12 protein-coding genes and 1 tRNA gene are annotated in these 16,646 nt (G+C 63.8%); 5 read left to right on the top strand and 8 right to left on the bottom strand.

Annotated features, from left to right (window positions below; translation table 11 throughout):
- Positions 1–71: 71 nt before the first annotated feature.
- Positions 72–1,133 carry a ketopantoate reductase family protein gene (locus tag ACSQ84_RS16275; RefSeq protein WP_436212697.1) on the bottom strand — a complete coding sequence of 354 codons (1,062 nt, stop codon included), beginning with the start codon at positions 1,131–1,133 and terminating at the stop codon, positions 72–74.
- A 200-nt stretch (positions 1,134–1,333) separates the two neighbouring features.
- Here ACSQ84_RS16275 and garD point away from each other — a divergent pair, with 200 nt between their 5' ends.
- On the top strand, positions 1,334–2,878 hold the full coding sequence (gene garD / locus ACSQ84_RS16270; RefSeq protein WP_436212696.1) for a galactarate dehydratase: 1,545 nt from the start codon (positions 1,334–1,336) through the stop codon (positions 2,876–2,878).
- A 245-nt stretch (positions 2,879–3,123) separates the two neighbouring features.
- Positions 3,124–5,556, top strand: a complete 2,433-nt coding sequence (locus ACSQ84_RS16265; protein WP_436212695.1) for a hypothetical protein — start codon at positions 3,124–3,126, stop codon at positions 5,554–5,556.
- Positions 5,557–5,588: 32 nt separating this feature from the next.
- Here ACSQ84_RS16265 and ACSQ84_RS16260 read toward each other — a convergent pair whose 3' ends face one another.
- The 6 genes from ACSQ84_RS16260 to ACSQ84_RS16235 all read right to left on the bottom strand — a co-directional run bounded on the left by ACSQ84_RS16260 (position 5,589) and on the right by ACSQ84_RS16235 (position 13,087).
- Positions 5,589–6,227 carry a 2-dehydro-3-deoxy-6-phosphogalactonate aldolase gene (locus tag ACSQ84_RS16260; protein ID WP_436212694.1) on the bottom strand — a complete coding sequence of 213 codons (639 nt, stop codon included), beginning with the start codon at positions 6,225–6,227 and terminating at the stop codon, positions 5,589–5,591.
- Between the two features lie 13 nt (positions 6,228–6,240).
- Positions 6,241–7,146, bottom strand: coding sequence for a 2-dehydro-3-deoxygalactonokinase (locus ACSQ84_RS16255; protein ID WP_436212693.1), 906 nt, complete (start codon positions 7,144–7,146; stop codon positions 6,241–6,243).
- Entirely contained in the window at positions 7,143–9,476 is a 2,334-nt protein-coding gene (locus ACSQ84_RS16250; protein WP_436212692.1) for a xanthine dehydrogenase family protein molybdopterin-binding subunit, read from the bottom strand. Before ACSQ84_RS16250 ends, ACSQ84_RS16255 begins: the two co-directional genes overlap by 4 nt.
- Before the next feature lie 290 nt (positions 9,477–9,766).
- Positions 9,767–11,014 (bottom strand): DNA polymerase IV, encoded by a 1,248-nt coding sequence (gene dinB, locus ACSQ84_RS16245; RefSeq protein WP_436212691.1) that lies wholly within the window; start codon positions 11,012–11,014, stop codon positions 9,767–9,769.
- A gap of 112 nt (positions 11,015–11,126) precedes the next feature.
- Positions 11,127–12,326 carry an adenylate/guanylate cyclase domain-containing protein gene (locus tag ACSQ84_RS16240; protein ID WP_436212690.1) on the bottom strand — a complete coding sequence of 400 codons (1,200 nt, stop codon included), beginning with the start codon at positions 12,324–12,326 and terminating at the stop codon, positions 11,127–11,129.
- Between the two features lie 125 nt (positions 12,327–12,451).
- On the bottom strand, positions 12,452–13,087 hold the full coding sequence (locus tag ACSQ84_RS16235; RefSeq protein ID WP_436212689.1) for a TetR/AcrR family transcriptional regulator: 636 nt from the start codon (positions 13,085–13,087) through the stop codon (positions 12,452–12,454).
- A gap of 377 nt (positions 13,088–13,464) precedes the next feature.
- Here ACSQ84_RS16235 and ACSQ84_RS16230 point away from each other — a divergent pair, with 377 nt between their 5' ends.
- Together ACSQ84_RS16230 and ACSQ84_RS16225 are read left to right on the top strand one after the other, a co-directional pair.
- Positions 13,465–14,640: a patatin-like phospholipase family protein gene (locus ACSQ84_RS16230; RefSeq protein WP_436213094.1), complete on the top strand. Its 1,176-nt coding sequence runs from the start codon at positions 13,465–13,467 to the stop codon at positions 14,638–14,640.
- A 45-nt stretch (positions 14,641–14,685) separates the two neighbouring features.
- Complete coding sequence (locus ACSQ84_RS16225) at positions 14,686–15,306, top strand: PepSY domain-containing protein (RefSeq protein ID WP_436212688.1); 621 nt, start codon at positions 14,686–14,688, stop codon at positions 15,304–15,306.
- Positions 15,307–15,488: 182 nt separating this feature from the next.
- On the opposite strand, the gene ACSQ84_RS16220 is transcribed toward ACSQ84_RS16225, so the two are convergent.
- Positions 15,489–15,565, bottom strand: a tRNA-Pro gene (locus ACSQ84_RS16220).
- Between the two features lie 68 nt (positions 15,566–15,633).
- Here ACSQ84_RS16220 and ACSQ84_RS16215 point away from each other — a divergent pair.
- Positions 15,634–16,626 carry an L-threonylcarbamoyladenylate synthase gene (locus ACSQ84_RS16215; RefSeq protein ID WP_436212687.1) on the top strand — a complete coding sequence of 331 codons (993 nt, stop codon included), beginning with the start codon at positions 15,634–15,636 and terminating at the stop codon, positions 16,624–16,626.
- Positions 16,627–16,646 lie beyond the last annotated feature (20 nt).

Raw genomic sequence — 16,646 nt, 5'->3', positions numbered from 1 at the left:
ATGGCTGGCGTGGCGGAGGTCCAGCGTGGCGGCCCGGCCCCTCTGGAGCGCGATTCCGTGCGGCGGAACGCTTAGTTCAACCGCAGTTCCGTGATGTGCCGCGGATCGGGCTTCAGCTCGCCGCGCTCGACCCGCATCACGATATCGGTCAGCGCCGCATTGGCGCGGCACGAGATGCCGACCTTCTCGCCCTCGCCCACTACAAAGCCGTTGAGGAATTCGATCTCGGTGCGCCGGCCCTTCTGCATGTCCTGCCCCATCGAGGGCCGCTGCGCGGGCGACGTGTGCTTGCCGTCCGCAAAGCGCTGCGCGTCACAGGCGCGCATCGCCGCCTCGTCGCCCTCGCCGGCGCGCGCGATGGTCTCCGGCGGCAGATGCAAAATCTCTTCGAGCTGATAGCCATGCGCCTGGCCGACGCGAATGGCCTCGCTGCCGAGCCGGGTCGAGAAGCGGCGGATCGGCTCGCTCGCCAGCATCTGGCCGCCGGTCATGCCGGTGCAGGCCGAGAGCCCGTTGCCCATCGCATTGGCGACCAGCTTGGACCAGCGCTCGCCCCACAGATTGGAGGTCACCTTGGCGCTGTCGGTGTAGGCGACCAGGCGGCAGATTTCCTCCGCCCGCGGCGTCATGCGGCCGTGCACTTCGCCGGCGCGAAATACCGTGTGGGCGGCGCCGTGCTTGCCGGCGCCGCGGTGGATGTGGCCGGGCTCCGGCAAATTCACTGTGATGCTGCTGGCGATGCAGCCCAGCGTCTTGCCCCAGCCGACGATGCCGGCGATGGTTTCTTCATTCATGCAATTCTGCAACGACACGACATAGCCGTCGGGCGCCAGATATTGCCGGATCAGCATGGTGGCCCAGGCGGTGTCGTAGGATTTCATGCACACGAAGGCGATGTCGACCGGTGCTTCCCTCGCAAGCTGCTGCGCGTCCGTGACGTGCAGCGCGCGTACCGGAACGGAGAATTCCGGGACATCCATCGCATGGGTGACGCGCAGGCCGTGCTTGCGCATATGCTCGACATGTTCGGGCCAGGGATCGATGAAGGTGACATCCTCGCCCGCCTGCACCATGTGAGCGCCGGCATAGCCGCCGACGGCGCCGGCTCCGACGATCGCAATCTTCTTGCCCATGCTTTCCTCTTGGTTTTCTATTTGGCTTTTCTTCGTGCCGAGGCTAGCGCAGCGGCAGGCCTCACCACAATGGCCGAACGCATGCGGTAGCCGATCGGCGCCATGACGTCAGCTGTGTGAGTTTCATGTATTCGCCAAAACGGCCTATACTTGTCCGGATTGGTACCCAATGCGGCAGACGCAAGGTTAAGGAGAATTTCGTGACGGGAACCGCGACGGCGCAGGCTTACGAGCCGCGCTACATCAGGCTCGACCCCAACGACAATGTCGCGATCGTGGTCAACGATCTCGGGCTGCCGGCGAAGAGCCGTTTCGCCTGCGGTCTCGAGCTGCGCAGCTTCGTGCCGCAGGGCCACAAGGTGGCGCTGTCGGACATTGCGCTGGGTGAGCCGATCCGCCGTTACAACGAGGTGATCGGCACCGCAGCAAAGCCGATCCTGGCCGGCGAATGGGTGGACGAGGCGCGGATTAACATGCCGACGCCACCCGAACTCGACAAGCTCGAGCTTGCCACCGCCGTCCCGGCCCCGCAGGCGCCGCTGGAGGGGTACACGTTCGAAGGTTTTCGCAATCCCGACGGTTCGGTCGGTACCAAAAATGTATTGGCGATCTCAACCAGCGTGCAATGCGTCGCCGGCACGCTGGCGTTTGCGATCAAGCGCATCAAGGCCGAGCTGCTGCCGAAATATCCCAATGTCGATGACGTCGTCGGGCTGACGCATAATTACGGCTGCGGCGTTGCGATCAACGCGCCGCTGGCGATCGTGCCGATACGGACGCTACAAAATCTCGCGCTGAACCCGAATTTCGGCGGCGAAGTCATGGTCGTCGGCCTCGGCTGCGAAAAACTGGTTCCCGAGCGGCTGCTGCCGGAAGGGACAGACAGCAGCATCGTGCGGATGCAGGACGAGGCGTTCGACGGGTTTGGCGCCATCGTCGAGGCCGTCATGGCGATGGCCGATGCGCGGCTTGCCGTGCTCAACGCGCGCCGCCGCGAAACCTGCCCGGCATCCGACCTCGTCATCGGCCTGCAATGCGGCGGCTCCGACGCGTTTTCCGGCGTGACCGCCAATCCCGCGCTCGGCTTCGCCGCCGACCTCCTGGTACGCGCCGGCGCAGCCGTGATGTTCTCCGAAGTCACCGAGGTCCGCGACGCCATTCACCTGCTGACGCGGCGCGCCGCCAATGAAGACGTCGGCCGCGCGCTGATCCGCGAAATGGCCTGGTATGACGGCTATCTCGCCAAGGGCGACGCGGACCGCAGCGCCAACACCACGCCCGGCAACAAGAAGGGCGGGCTCGCCAACATCGTGGAGAAATCGCTCGGCTCGATCGTCAAGTCCGGCACCAGCCCGATCGTCGACGTGCTGTCACCGGGCGAACGGGTGCGAACAAAAGGCATGATCTTCGCGGCCACGCCCGCCAGCGACTTCATCTGCGGCACGCTGCAGCTCGCCTCCGGAATGACATTGCAGGTGTTCACGACCGGGCGCGGCACGCCCTATGGGCTCGCCGCCGCCCCCGTCATCAAGGTGTCGACGCGTACCGAACTGGCACGCCGCTGGAAGGATTTGATCGATTTCGACGCCGGCCGCATCGCGACCGGAGAAGCCACGATCGAGCAAACCGGTTGGGATCTGTTCCGTCTGATCCTCGATGTCGCGAGCGGCCGCACCAAGGTCTGGTCCGACCGCTGGGGAATTCACAACGATCTGACGCTGTTCACGCCGGGGCCGGTGACCTGAGGCACGTCCGCTTCGCCTGTAAGTTGCGATTAGGTCTGCGTTAACCATGGCTGGGCCGATCATGCGCGGCTCGCAGTCGGACCGTTGCATCAGGCGCTTCAAATCAGGTGATTTATTTAAGCGAACATTACGGAATCTAGCATAGGCAAAAGGGCAGCACCGCGCATTGGTTGGCGTCATTCAGGAGCCCTGTTTTGCAGCCCTTCCCGAGAATTACAGGCCGCCATTACTTTGCAATTTTCGTATTGGCTTCGGTCACGCTGTCCTACCAGATCCTGATCACACGCTTCTTCAGCGTGATGCTGTATTATCATTTTGCGTTCGCGGCGATTTCACTGGCGATGTTGGGGCTGACCCGCGGCGCGATGGAGGTCTACAACAACCCCGTCCGCTACGCGCCCGAACGCGTCGGCACCGAATTCGCACGCCACGCCTCCTGGTTTGCCGTCACCGGCGTCGGCGCCATGATCTGCTTCTTGTGCGCGCCGGTGCTGGTGCCGCTGGAGTATCTGTGGCTGGCGCTGCTGACCTCGACCATCGCCTTCGTGATCCCGCTGACCGAAAGCGGCGTCTGCATCACGCTGCTGTTGACGCGGCTGCCTTACAGCGGCGGCTGGCTCTACGCGGCTGACCTCGCTGGCGCAGCCGTGGGATGCCTCGGCATCATCTTCGTGTTGCTGGTGATCGACCCCGTCAGCGCCACGCTCGCCATCGGCGCGATGGCCGCGGGCGCGGGCTGGATGGTGGTGCGCGGCAGCGGCGACGCCCGCACGCTGCGCCTCAGCGGCGCCGTCGCGCTGTCGCTGGGTGCGGTCGCGATTGGACATGCCGCCCTCGACCTATCAGGCAAGCGCCATCTCGGCGTATTCTGGGCCAAGGGCGCGCAACAAACCGGCACGTTGTTCGAGCGCTGGAACACCTATTCGCGCGTTCGGGTGACGGCGATGGGTGAATCCGTGCCGTTCGGCTGGGGCTTTTCGCGTACGCCAACGACGAAGATCGATCAGAACTATCTCGACATCGACGCTGACGCGGCGACCGTCATCACCCGCTTCGATGGCGATCTCGGCAAGCTCGGCTATCTGAAGGACGACGTGATCAACGGCGCCTATCTGGTGCAGCCGGCGGCCGACGTTGCCGTCGTCGGCGTCGGCGGCGGCCGGGACGTTCTTTCCGCGCTACTGTTCGGCGCCAGAAGGATCAGCGGCATCGAGATCAATCCGGCAATCTTCGAAGTGCTCACCGACAAGTTCGCCGATTTCTCCGGCCATCTTGACAAGCAGCCCGGCGTCTCCCTGATCAATGCCGAAGCCCGCAGCTACATCAACCATTCCTCCGACCGCTACGATCTGGTGCAGATCTCGCTGATCGACACCTGGGCGGCGACCGCCGCCGGCGGCCTGACGCTGACGGAGAACCGGCTCTATACCGTCGAAGCCTGGGGCGATTTCTACCGCGCGCTAAAGCCGCGCGGCATGCTGTCGGTCTCGCGCTGGTACGATGCGGACAGCCACCGCGGCGAATTCTATCGTCTGGTCGCCATCGCGGCCGAGGCATTGCAACGCAACGGCGTGCCCGCCGCCGGACTGAAAGACCACCTGATCGCGCTCAACGTCGGCAACATCGTCAACGTGATCACGCGGCCGGACGCTTTCACCTCAGCCGAATGGCAAGGCGCGCGCGAGCGACTGCAGGCCCAGGGTTTTAAAATCCTGATGGGGCCGGACATCGCCTTCGACGCGGTGACGACGAAGCTGATTTCCGGCACGGCCGATGCGGCCTACTTCGCCTCGCTGCCGGAGAACGTCACGCCGTCGACCGATGACAACCCGTTCTTCTTCTACACCGCGCGCTTCGGCGATTTCGTCGCCGCCCCGATGTCGGCGCGCACCCACAACAACACCGCGATCACCATGACGCTGGCGTTGATCGTGGTGGCGCTGGTCGCCTGCATGTTCTACGTCGTTCGGCCGTTCATTCGTCTGGCACGCGAGACGCCGCTGGCGGTGCTGACGCCGCCGGTGACCTTCTTCTGCGCGATCGGCGTCGGCTTCATGCTGATCGAGATTTCGCAGATGCAGCGGCTGATGGTGTTTCTGGGCCATCCCGTCTACGGGCTCAGCGTCGTGCTGTTCACCATCCTGCTGTTCGGCGGATTGGGCAGTACCACGGTCGGCGCGCGATCTCCCCGGACTCGCGAAGTCGTTACCCGCTTGGTCGCGCTGCTCGCGACACTCGCGCTTGCCGGATTGCTGACACCCGCACTGACGAGCTGGGCGCGCGCGGAAACAACCGGCATGCGCATCGTGCTGTCGATATTGCTGCTGGCACCGCCCGCGTTCTGCATGGGCATGATGTTCCCGCTGGGCCTGAGCATCTGGCGCCGCCACGGCGAACTGCATCCGTATTTCTGGAGCGCCAACGGCATCATGTCGATGCTGGCGTCGGTTTTGGGCATGGCGCTGTCGATCGAGTTCGGTATCGCCAATACTTACGCAATCGGCGTCGCTCTCTATGTCGTGTGCGCCCTGATGATCGTTGTCGCCGGCCGCCAGATGAGCCGCCTCGCGCTCTTTTCGGCAAGGCTGGCAACCAGCCCTGCAGTGCTTGCGGACGCGCCGTCGATCCAGCCGAAGCAGGCCGAAACGCCGGCGATGGCCCGCGAGGTCGCCGGCTGAGGGCGATCTTGCAGACGGAGTTTTCTGCTGAACTATTTCGAATCCAGCATGGCCGCGTCGTACGCGCGGATCGTTGCCTTGGCGCGCTCAGCAACCTCGGCCGCGGTCATGCCCGGCTTGTAAAGGCTGGTGCCGAGACCGAACGCGTGAATGCCGGCCTTGGTATATTCGACAAAATTCTTGTCGGAGATGCCGCCCACGGCGGCGATCATCAGATCCGCGGGAAGAACGGCGCGGATCGCTGTTATTCCCGATGCACCAAGGATACCCGCCGGGAAAAATTTCAGCGCGGAAGCCCCGGCCCTGGCCGCAAGCAACGCCTCCGTTGCCGTAAAGACGCCGGGCATCGTGACCATGCCGCGGTCCCAGGCGCTGGCAATGACATCCGGCTCGACATTCGGGGACACCATGAGCCGGCCACCGACATCATGCAGCCGCTCGACATCTTCTGGCGTCAGCACGGTGCCCGCGCCGATCAGGATTTCGGCAGAGGCTTGCTTCACCGCGAGCTCGATGGAGCGGAACGGATCGGGTGAGTTGAGCGGGATCTCGATCGCGGTCATGCCGCTTTCGATCAAGGCGTCGACGATGCCCTCCGCCTCCTCAGGCTTCACGCCGCGCAGGATCGCGACCAGCGGGCGCTTCATCGGCGGAAATGGCACAGGTTTCATGCGTCTGATCTTTCTACAATGTCCAGATGGTGCTGGCGGCACTGGCCAGGCCGCGGCGGACCGCATCGTCGGAATCGATGCAATGGACCGCAACGGAAAGCGTGTCAAAGGCCAATTGATACATCTTCCCGAGCCTGCCCGAAGCAACGAGCGTGATGCCGCTCGGTCGATCACCGGCCAGCCCCGCCGCCAGTTCGAGGCCGATCAGAGTTCCCGATATTTTCTCGCGGGCCGAGGCGGGACTGCCGCCATATAGAAGCTGGCCCGAGCGCACCTGAAACAGCAGGTTCGCTGCCGATGCGGGCGCTTCAAAAGCGGCTGTCACGGCCGATTGGAAGGCTTCGGAATCCACAGCTTCATCCGCATTCGCCACGGCCAGCGATAATATCGTCTCGCGCGATATGGCGCTGAAGAGTTCGCCGGTCATGAACGTGGTGAAGCGTTCGACAGTCCCACCGCGCACGCTTGCCCACTTCGAATGGGTGCCCGGCATGCAGACCAGTGCGCCACCATCTACGCCGAGCGCACCGAGCAACTGGGTTTCCTCGCCGCGCATCACGTCCGGCGCCCTGGGGTCGCGCTGCGCGATGCCCGGCAGGATGCGGATGTCGCGGGACTGTTTTGGAACCGGGACAGCATGCTTCAGAATGGATGTGAGATCTGCGGGTGTATCGATGTATCCCGCTTCAACCCAGCCCTGACGCGCGCCCGCCATGCCGCAGATGACGACAGGCAGATGGTCGGCGGCGCCGGCGGCATCCAGATGCGATTGCAGCACGGTGGCAAAGCCGATCCTGGCCGCCGCCATCATGCCTTCGTCGCTCCGGCGTTCCGCCAGCACGCCGTCGGCGCGATCGATCAGCCACAGCCGAAAGCTGCTGGTGCCCCAATCGACGGCGATGTAGGCGGCTTCGCTCATTTCGAGATCCGTTCCGATACTCGGGCTTTCTGAATCGCGCTCCACACCAGATACGGCGTCGCCGGCATATCCAGTTCCTCAATGCCGAGCGGCGACAAGGCATCGAGCACCGCGTTCATGATGGTTTGCGGCGCGGCGATGCTGCCGGCTTGGCCGGTTCCCTTTACGCCGAGCGGGTTCGATTTGGTCGGCGCCGATTGATCGAGGCCGCCGGCGAAATTCGGCAGGTCCCGCGCGCGCGGCAGCGTGTAGTCCATAAAGGAGCCACTGAGCAACTGGCCCTCCGGGTCGAACACGACGTGCTCCAGCAACGCCTGTCCGATACCCTGAACAACGCCGCCATGCACCTGGCTGAGCGCCACGCGCGGATTGATGAGGCGGCCGAAATCATCCACGATGGTGTAGCGGTCGAGCCGCACGATGCCGGTATCGGGATCGATCTCGACTTCCGCGACATGGCACCCGTTCGGAAAATTGTAGAGTTCGGAACTGTTGGTCGCGCTTCCCTCGAGCCCCGGCGGCATTCCCTCCGGGAGATTGGCGGGATCCCTCGCGGCCTCGGCCACCTTGCCAATCTCGATGGCGCGCTCGGTGTCCTGCACGACAAAGCGGCCATCGGCGAATGCCACCTGATCGGCCGGGGCCTGCAGCAGATGTGCTGAAATCAGCCGGCCTTTCTCGATCAACTTCTCGATCGCCATCACAAGCGCGGTGCCGCCCATATGCATCGAACGCGCGCCGCCATGGCCGTTGCCGCCGGGCAGAAAGTCCGTGTCGCCCTGGTGGAAGCGGAATGCATCGATCGGCAATCCCAGCAAGTCCGCCGCGACCTGCGTATAGGCGGTCTCATGGCCTTGGCCGTTGGACTGGGTGCCGACCGCCAGCGAGACCGTGCCGTCGGCCTCGAACGCGGCCCGCGCCATCTCGCTTGGCACGCCGCGGGACGTTTCGAGGAAGCAGGCAATGCCGAGGCCGCGCAGCCGGCCGGCTTTGCCCGATTGCTTGCGCCGCTTGCGAAAGCCGTCGCGATCGGCGAGCGCGATCGCGTCGTCCAGATTGGCCTTGAAGCGGCCGCCGTCGATATTCATGCCCATCGCGGTGCGATGCGGAAAGCGGCTTACGATGTTGCGGCGGCGCAGCTTGACGGCATCGATGCCTGACTTGAGCGATGCAAGGTTCACCAGCCGCTCGATCAGATAATTGGCTTCGGGCTTGCCGGCGCCGCGATAGGCGTCGATCGGCGGCGTGTTGGTGAAGGCGCCGCGCACCTCGTAAAACACACAGGGGATGTCATAGACGCCGCCGATCGCGCTGGCGGCCGCATTGGTCGAACTGACCGGGCCCATGGTTGAAAGATAAGCGCCCATGTTGGCAACCGCCTTGACTTCGAGCGCGAGAAACCGGCCGTCCTTGTCGAGGGCGAGCCGCGAGCGCGCAACCAAATCGCGGCCGTGCGCGGAGCTGACGAAATCCTCTGATCGTTCGCAGACCCAGCGCATCGGGCGGCCGAGCTTTCTTGCCGCCCACAGCACCAGCGCATATTCGGGATAGACGTAGTTCTTCACCCCGAAACCGCCGCCCACATCCGGCACCACCACGCGCAGGCGTTCGAGCGGAATCTTGAAGACGGAGCCGGCCAGTACATGGCGAATGCCGTGGACGGCCTGGCCGGTCAACGACAGGACAAATTGATCGGTCTTGCGATCATGGAAGCCGATCGCGGCGCGGGTCTCCAGGGGAGCCGCCACCACGCGGTTGTTGACGAGGTCGCATTCGACGACATGCGCGGCCTGGGCCATCGCCGCGGCAACGGCCGCCGCGTCGCCCTTCCTGAACAGGAACGCAGAATTACCTGGCGCTTCCTTCCACAGCTGCGGCGCATCCGGCGCCAAAGCCGCGGTCGCCACGGTGACGCAGGGCTTGGGCTCATAGGCGATGTCGACCGCTTCGCCGGCCGCCACCGCCGCCTCCAGCGATTCGGCGACAATGAGGACCACGGGATCGCCGACATGCCGGACGAAATCCCGGGCCAGCGCGGGGCGCGGCGGCTCGATGATCGGCTCGATCGCATCGATCACGGTAACGCAGGGCAACTCGCCGATCCCATCGGCCGCGAGGTCGGCCTCGGAAAGGACGGCGACCACGCCGGGGAGCCCGCGCGTCGCCTCCAGATCGAGCCGGACGATGCGCGCGAATGCATGAGGCGAGCGGACCACATGGGCGTGCAACACGCCGGGCACGTGATCATTGGCGACATAGGTCCCGCGCCCGGTGAGGAAGCGATGGTCCTCCAACCGGTTCAGGGACTGACCTTGATAACGCTCGCGCAACGCTCACCTCCTTGCCGAAGCAACAAGGGTTATATGGGGCACTGGCGGACGGCGCTACTCGGAGTTCCTGCCTCGCCGAATGGGCGTTGCCGGCCTGTGCGGGCCGGACCAAGCGGACGTCACGGCCGCTCCTGCTGCAAATCATGGGCATCTCGGTGGCGGGCGCTACGATCCGAAATCAGGCAAGAGCTGGAAAGCGCGAACCGGGCCGTAAGGCGCGCGGCAAATCCGTTCTGCCGCTGGACGGTTACTGGCTGCGTCTTCCACGCTCGGCGTATTGAGGGTGACGGTCACAGCTCCTTTTCGGCGAGTTTGCGAAACGCGTCGGGAACGGAAGCAGAGACGCTCGATGCCACCGATCCGTAGCCGATGGCATCCCATCCGAAGCGATCGCGGATTTTGTCGACGGCATGATCGGCCGCCCAGCGTGCCATGCCTCTTTTGGTGCCGGGGCGGCGTGCTTCATCGCCAAGTCCAAGCGGGAGCTCCAGCTCGACATCCCAATGCTCCTCGAGATGCGACACGGAAATCGCCAGCAGCGAGATGGTTTTCTCATGAGGGTGATCCGCCAGCAGCGCGCGCACCAGATCCTCCGCGACCTCGGCAAGGATCATGGTCGCGGAGATGGGTGCGTCGAGCGTAACCGAGCGAGTGACAGAATTCAGGTCGGCGAAGCGAACGCGGACCGTCACGGTCCGCCCGGGCCTCGACTTGGCCCGGAGCCGGCTGCCAATTCGGTCAGCAAGGTGAAGCAGAGTAGGCCGATAAATTCGCTCTTCGGCAGGTTTCCTGCCAAACGCCGATTGCGCTCCGGCCGATCGAGCCCGGCGGTGAGTCTTGATTTCCCGTGGATCGCGATTCCACGCCAGTGCCGCGAGTTTCGCCCCTGCCGCGGAGCCAAGCACCTGCTCGAGCGAGTATCCCGGTGTCTTTGCCAGTTGCCCGATCGTCAGCACGCCGATCTCGGCAAGCCGCGTCCGCGTGGACGGGCCCACACCCCACATCAATTCAACCGGCAGCTGGTGAAGAAATCCCAGCTCGGTGTCGGGATCGACAACCACGAGCCCGTCGGGTTTGGCCACTTGCGAAGCAACTTTCGCCAGATGCTTGGTGCGCGCGACACCGACCGAGATCGGAAGGCCGAGCTCCGCGCGCACGCGCTGGCGAATTGCCATGGCAATTTCGGCGGGCGGACCGAACAGATGGGTGCAGCCCGCGACGTCAGCAAAGGCCTCGTCGATGGAGATCCGTTCGACGAGCGGTGTGAAATCGCCGATCACCTTGATGGTGGCATCGCCCAGCCGTTGGTATTCGCTAAAATGCCCGCTGACAAAGATGAGTTGCGGACAGAGTTCGCACGCTTGCCGTCCCGGCATCCCGCCGCGGACCCCGAAGGCCTTGGCTTCGTAGGAAGCGGCAAGCACAACGCCGCCACCGACGGCAACGGGTTTGCCGCGCAGCGAGGGATCGAGCAGCTGCTCCACGGAGGCATAGAAAGCATCCAGGTCCGCATGGAGGATGGTGGCTGTCGTTGCCATCCCGACCGTTCGCCCTGACGTTTCGACGATGTTCTCGCAGGGAGAACACAATGAGAACGAAGACGCCTTGTGTCAAGATCGAAGGAGCGATCGCGCGAGCAGAGATCGGCATTCAGCCGTGATACGCAAACAGCTCGATCGGGTCGTTGAAGCCGCGCACCGGATATTCGCCGACGCGTTCGAGATCGAAATCGCTTTCGACGAAGTCGGCGAACGCGCGGGACAGCAGCACCGTTCTGCCCAACTGCTTGGTGAGCGCTTCGAGACGCGAAGCCATGTTGACCGCCGGACCGATGACGGTGAAGTCGAGCCGGGTGCGCGATCCGATGTTGCCGTACATGACGTCTCCGACGTGGACGCCGATCCCGTAATTCAGCGGCGCGCGACCGGTCTCGCTGTTCTTTTCATTCAGGGCCGTCATGGCCTGACGGGCTTCAGCCACGGCATGCAGCAGATTTGCGCAGGCCGTGGGCTGGCTGAGCGGAAAAATGGCGAGCAGACCGTCGCCGATGAACTTCAATATTTCCCCGCCGTGTCGCGCAATCGGCTCCGACATCACGTCGAAATAGCCGTTCAGAAGATCGATGACATCATCGCGCGGCCAATTGTCGGAAATCCGGGTGAAATCACGCAGGTCGCAGATCATGATGGCGGCGCGCACCGTCGTCCCGCTGCCGCGCCTAGTGGCGCCGGCCAGAATGAGCTCGCCGGCGTGCGAGCCGACATAGGTCTCGAGCAGCGTTCGTGCCAGCCGGTTCTTGACCCGGATTTCGCTGACCAGCGCCAGCACCGGCAACAGTTTCGACAGGGCGGCGATATGCGCGTCGTCGAAACCGCCGGGCCGGTCGGTTGCAAAGGTCACGAGATGCCGCTTGCCGAGCGTATGGTACAGCGGCCATGCCACATAGTCGGTCAGGCCCTTCGCCCGCATCTCGTCATAGACAGCATGCTTGCGGCCGAGCTCAGGATCGCGTTCGAGATTCTCGCGCACCTCGGTGGCACCATCATGGATTTCGTTGGCGGGACTGCCGATATATTCGGATCGCTCCTGGACATCGTAGTCGACGCGCGAAATTTCGGCCTCGCGCATCCCGTCGGCCCACATGATCCGGGCGCCAAGCCATTGCGGATGGTGGATCAGGATATGAAGCGACGCGCGTTTGACGGGAATGCCGGCTTGCTGGAGCCGAACACAAAGCTCACCGAAAATATTGTCGATGAAGCGCTGATCGCGCGTGCCGTTTGTCAGCCACTGCACGACGTCGCCGTCAGAATACGCTGCGACGGGATCGATATTCGGCGGCGCGTCCATTTTGGCTCCCGGGCGGTGATCTGGATCGACGGTGCGGGATATGTCGTGTCTCCCGTCGATGACGTCAATGGAGTCGGTCGCGATCCGGGATGTCCCTCAGGGGCTCGTCGTTCGACAACCTCGCATCATGTCTCCCGGCCTGAAGCTGACATTTCGAGCCCCCGCATCAGCAGATCGATGCTGGCTTCGGTAAAGACCGCGACGTCGATCTGCTTGCGGGTGCCAAACAGCATCGACCACAGGCTCAGCAGCAGGGCCGGGCTCATCACGAGTTCGGTGAACGTGCTGGCCGGCGACCCGCGAAATTCACCGGCAGCGACACCGGCTTCGATCACCTTCCGGAATTGATCGATGACCGGCTGCACAAACTCGTCATGATGCCGGTCCACCAGATCAGGGAAACGGGAGCCTTCGGCGATCAGGAAACGCAGGGTCTCGCGCGACGCCCTGTCCTCGGCGATCTTCCGATAGACGAAGACGATCAGCGAGCGGAGGCGCGCGCTGTGAGACCCCTGCAGTTTGCGGGCGTAGCCTTCCAGTTCGGGGAAGAACGCCTCGGACTTGTGGCGGATCATCTCGTGGAAGACACGCTCCTTGGTCTCGAAATAGAAATAGATCGTCCCCTTGGTCACGGATGCGCGGGCGGCGACATCCTCCAGCCGTGTCGCCGCATAGCCGTTCTTGACGAATTCCTCGAAGGCCGCATCGAGGATCTCGGCCGGTCGTTCCGCTTTCCGGCGGGCCCGTTCTTTCAACTTCATCTCGCCGCTCATCCATTCAGAGTATCCGACTGCCCACGATTCGCTATTGACTTTCGAGTCAGTCAATTTTAGTAAGTGATTACTCACTTGATCAACCCAAATGTGTCTTATGGCGTCAAAACGGCCCTGTTTCCGACAGTACTTCCGGAAGTGTGCGAAGCAATCTGGCTCAGCCCGGACCGGCGAGACCGGTTTGAACCGGGCGATTCCAATCCGCGGCAGTCCAGCAGGCGCCTGACCGGGCGAATGGTCGCCGCATTCTGCGGAGCCCAATGGCGAAGCGAGCCCCGTTGCGCGGCGAGTTGCTCCTGAGCGCCCACTTCCAATCCGGAAATAACATGAACTGCATCCGTCTTCGGACATCCGTAGCCTTGGCCATGGTTTCAGCGCTCAGCCTTCTCACCGCCGGATGTTCGTCGCTGCCGAGGACGCCCTATGCCATGGTGGATGCATCCTCCGCGCGGGTCCTCGATCTCACGGATTTGCGCCGCTACGCCGACGAGCCCGCTTCCACGTTCCAGCAATATCCCGCACAAGTCGCGCTGCGCGGACCCCGCACCTACCTTGCGCTATCGGGCGGCGGAGCCGACGGCGCCTATGGCGCCGGCGTGCTGATCGGCTGGACCGAGACCGGCAGGCGTCCATCGTTCTCGATCGTGTCGGGGGTCAGCACCGGCGCGCTCATCGCACCATTCGCGTTCCTCGGTCCCAGCCATGACGCGACCTTGCGCGAACTCTACACCAGCGGCATCGCCGAGAGCCTTCTCGACGCACCGAACCCGTTCAATGCCATCTTCGGGGCGGGCCTGTTCGGCAACGCCCGGCTGCGCGAATTGGTGGCCAAATATATCGATACCGACTTCGTGGCGGCGGTCGCAGCCGAACACGCCAGGGGGCGGCGGCTGCTCGTCGTCACCACCAATCTGGATTCACAGCGCACCGCGATCTGGGACATGGGACGCATCGCCTCGCTGCGCACGCCCGCAGCACTAAACCTGTTCCGCGACGTCGTCGCCGCGTCGGCCAGCCTGCCGGTGGTGTTTCCGCCGATGCTGGTAACCGCCGAAGCCAACGGCAAGCGTTTCGAGGAGATGCACGTCGATGGCGGCGTGACCGCGCCCGTCCTGACGCTGCCGGAGGCTTACCTGCTGCACGACGCCAAGCCGGGCAGGATCGACAATCTGCAGCTCTACATCCTGATCAACAACAAGGTGGAGCGCGAATTCAAGCTGGTTCGTAATGCCACTGTCGAAATCGCCGCGCGGTCGTCATCGACGATGACGAAAATCCAGACCCGCTCGATTCTGTACAGCACCTATATCTTCGCCCGCCGCAACAAGTTCGGATTCAATTTGACTTACATCGAAGGCGATCAGCCGGCTTCGCCGACCTCCGGCTTCGACACCGCCTATATGCGCACGCTGTTCCAGTACGGTTACGACAGGGCGCGCAGCAACCGTCTCTGGTCGATCTCCCCGCCGCCAGATGATTTGGAACCCGCGCCGATGTCCGGCGTATCAACCAGGCCGCAGTTCGCCAGCGGCAATCGATAATCGCCCCGACCTTCACTCTGCACGCGCGAACAACGAAAGCAGCCGATGTCCAACAAGCAACGATTTGCGGTCCTCCTTCTCTCCCTCCTCGCGCTTGCTCCGCCATTTGCGATACCCCAATTATCGGCCATGCAGACCGCCATGCAGGAGCAAGGCACAGAGGACGAGCGCGTTCAGCAGGAGGCGGTCAACCGCGAGCTCGAGGCATTCCGTGCGGCACAGCTATCGCTGCGCCAGGCGATGGGGATCGCTGAAAAGCTGCACGTCGGTTCGAGGACCGCGGATATCAGCTTCGACGGCGCGTCCGGCTCCCCGGTTTATCGCGTCAAGACAGTTCGGGACAATCGTCTTTGGGAACATGCCATCGATGCAAAAACCGGGAACACCATCGGCACCGAAACAGCATCACGCCTGAAGGACCTCAATTCAGACGACAGAAACAACGTCGTGGCGCTGAGGAGCGTCCGGCAGGAACTCTCGGATGCGGTGGTGATCGCAGAGCGGGCAACGTCGGGAAAGGCCATTGGCGGCGGCCTGATGACCGACAACGGCAAACTCAATTTCGTCATCATCGTCGTCAGCGGCAACAGCGATCTCAAGCAGGTCGTTCTCGAACCGCCGCGAGCAAGGACCCCGGGATCGAATCGCCACCACGGAATGCGATGATTCCAGCTCGGATGAACGCGCACTCGACCTGCCAATAACCGTAGTCTGTCGTCTCATGCATATCGGGCGCATGACCAGCGACCTCGCGCGGCCTGCGAAAGCGCTGCGCGCATTTTGCGTGCAAAACCGGGATTTTTGGTCAATAAGAGGCCGCGAGAGGATCGCGCAAGCCATTGATATGATGGTCGGAGTGGCAGGATTCGAACCTGCGACCCCTGCGTCCCGAACGCAGTGCTCTACCGGGCTGAGCCACACTCCGACTAAGAACGCGGCTTATAGCTGTCGGTTTCGGTCACCGCAAGGCGCCGATTTGAGGAATTAATCCCTGTGAATACAAGCCTGAAAACACTGGTTTTGCCTGCCAATGAGGCCGCGGTGGCCGCGGCCGCTGATTCCCTGCGCGAAGGGGGGCTGGTCGCGTTCCCGACCGAGACTGTTTATGGGCTGGGCGCCGATGCCACCAATGCGGCCGCGATCGCCCGGCTCTATCAGGCCAAGGGCCGGCCGGCCTTCAATCCGCTGATCGCCCATGTCGGCGATCTCGCCGCGGCGCGCGAAATCGGCCGCTTTGACGCCGCTGCCTTGCGGCTCGCTGAGGCATTCTGGCCGGGGCCGCTGACGCTGGTGCTGCCGAAAACGGACCATTGCACGGTCGCCGACCTCGCCACCGCCGGCCTCGACACCGTCGCGATCCGGATCCCGGCGCATCCTGTGGCGCGTGGCATCCTGCGCGTGTTCGGCCGCCCGGTCGTGGCGCCCTCGGCCAATCTGTCGGGGCACGTCTCGCCGACGACAGCCGCGCACGTGCAAAGCGATCTGGAGGGGCGGATCGACCTGATCGTCGATGGCGGCGCGGTCGCGGTCGGCGTCGAATCGACCATTGTCGGCATCTTTGACGAACCGATGTTGTTGCGCCCGGGCGGCCTGCCCCGCGCCGACATCGAGCGCGTGCTGGGCCGTGCGCTGAAGCAGCCGCCTGCGGATGCCGCGAGCGACAACGCCCAGCCGTTGGCGCCGGGCATGCTCGCGTCGCACTATGCTCCGAGCACGCGCGTGCGGCTCGGTGCAATCAGGATCGAACCCGGCGAAGCGCTGCTGGCGTTCGGCAGCGATGCAGTTTCGGGAATTGACGCGGCCGCCGCGGTGATGAATCTGTCCATACGCGGCGATCTCAGCGAGGCCGCCGCCAATCTGTTCGGCCATCTTCGCGCGCTCGACAGCAAGGCGGCGCGTACGATCGCCGTGATGCCCATTCCCAACGATGGATTGGGCGAAGCCATCAATGACCGGCTGCGCCGCGCCGCGGTTGGGCGGGAGTGAATTGGACGGGAATGAAAGAC

The sequence above is a fragment of the Bradyrhizobium sp. LjRoot220 genome, from assembly GCF_964252915.1.
In the GTDB taxonomy this organism is placed as follows: domain Bacteria; phylum Pseudomonadota; class Alphaproteobacteria; order Rhizobiales; family Xanthobacteraceae; genus Bradyrhizobium.
This window is presented reverse-complemented; position numbering and strand designations above follow the sequence as displayed.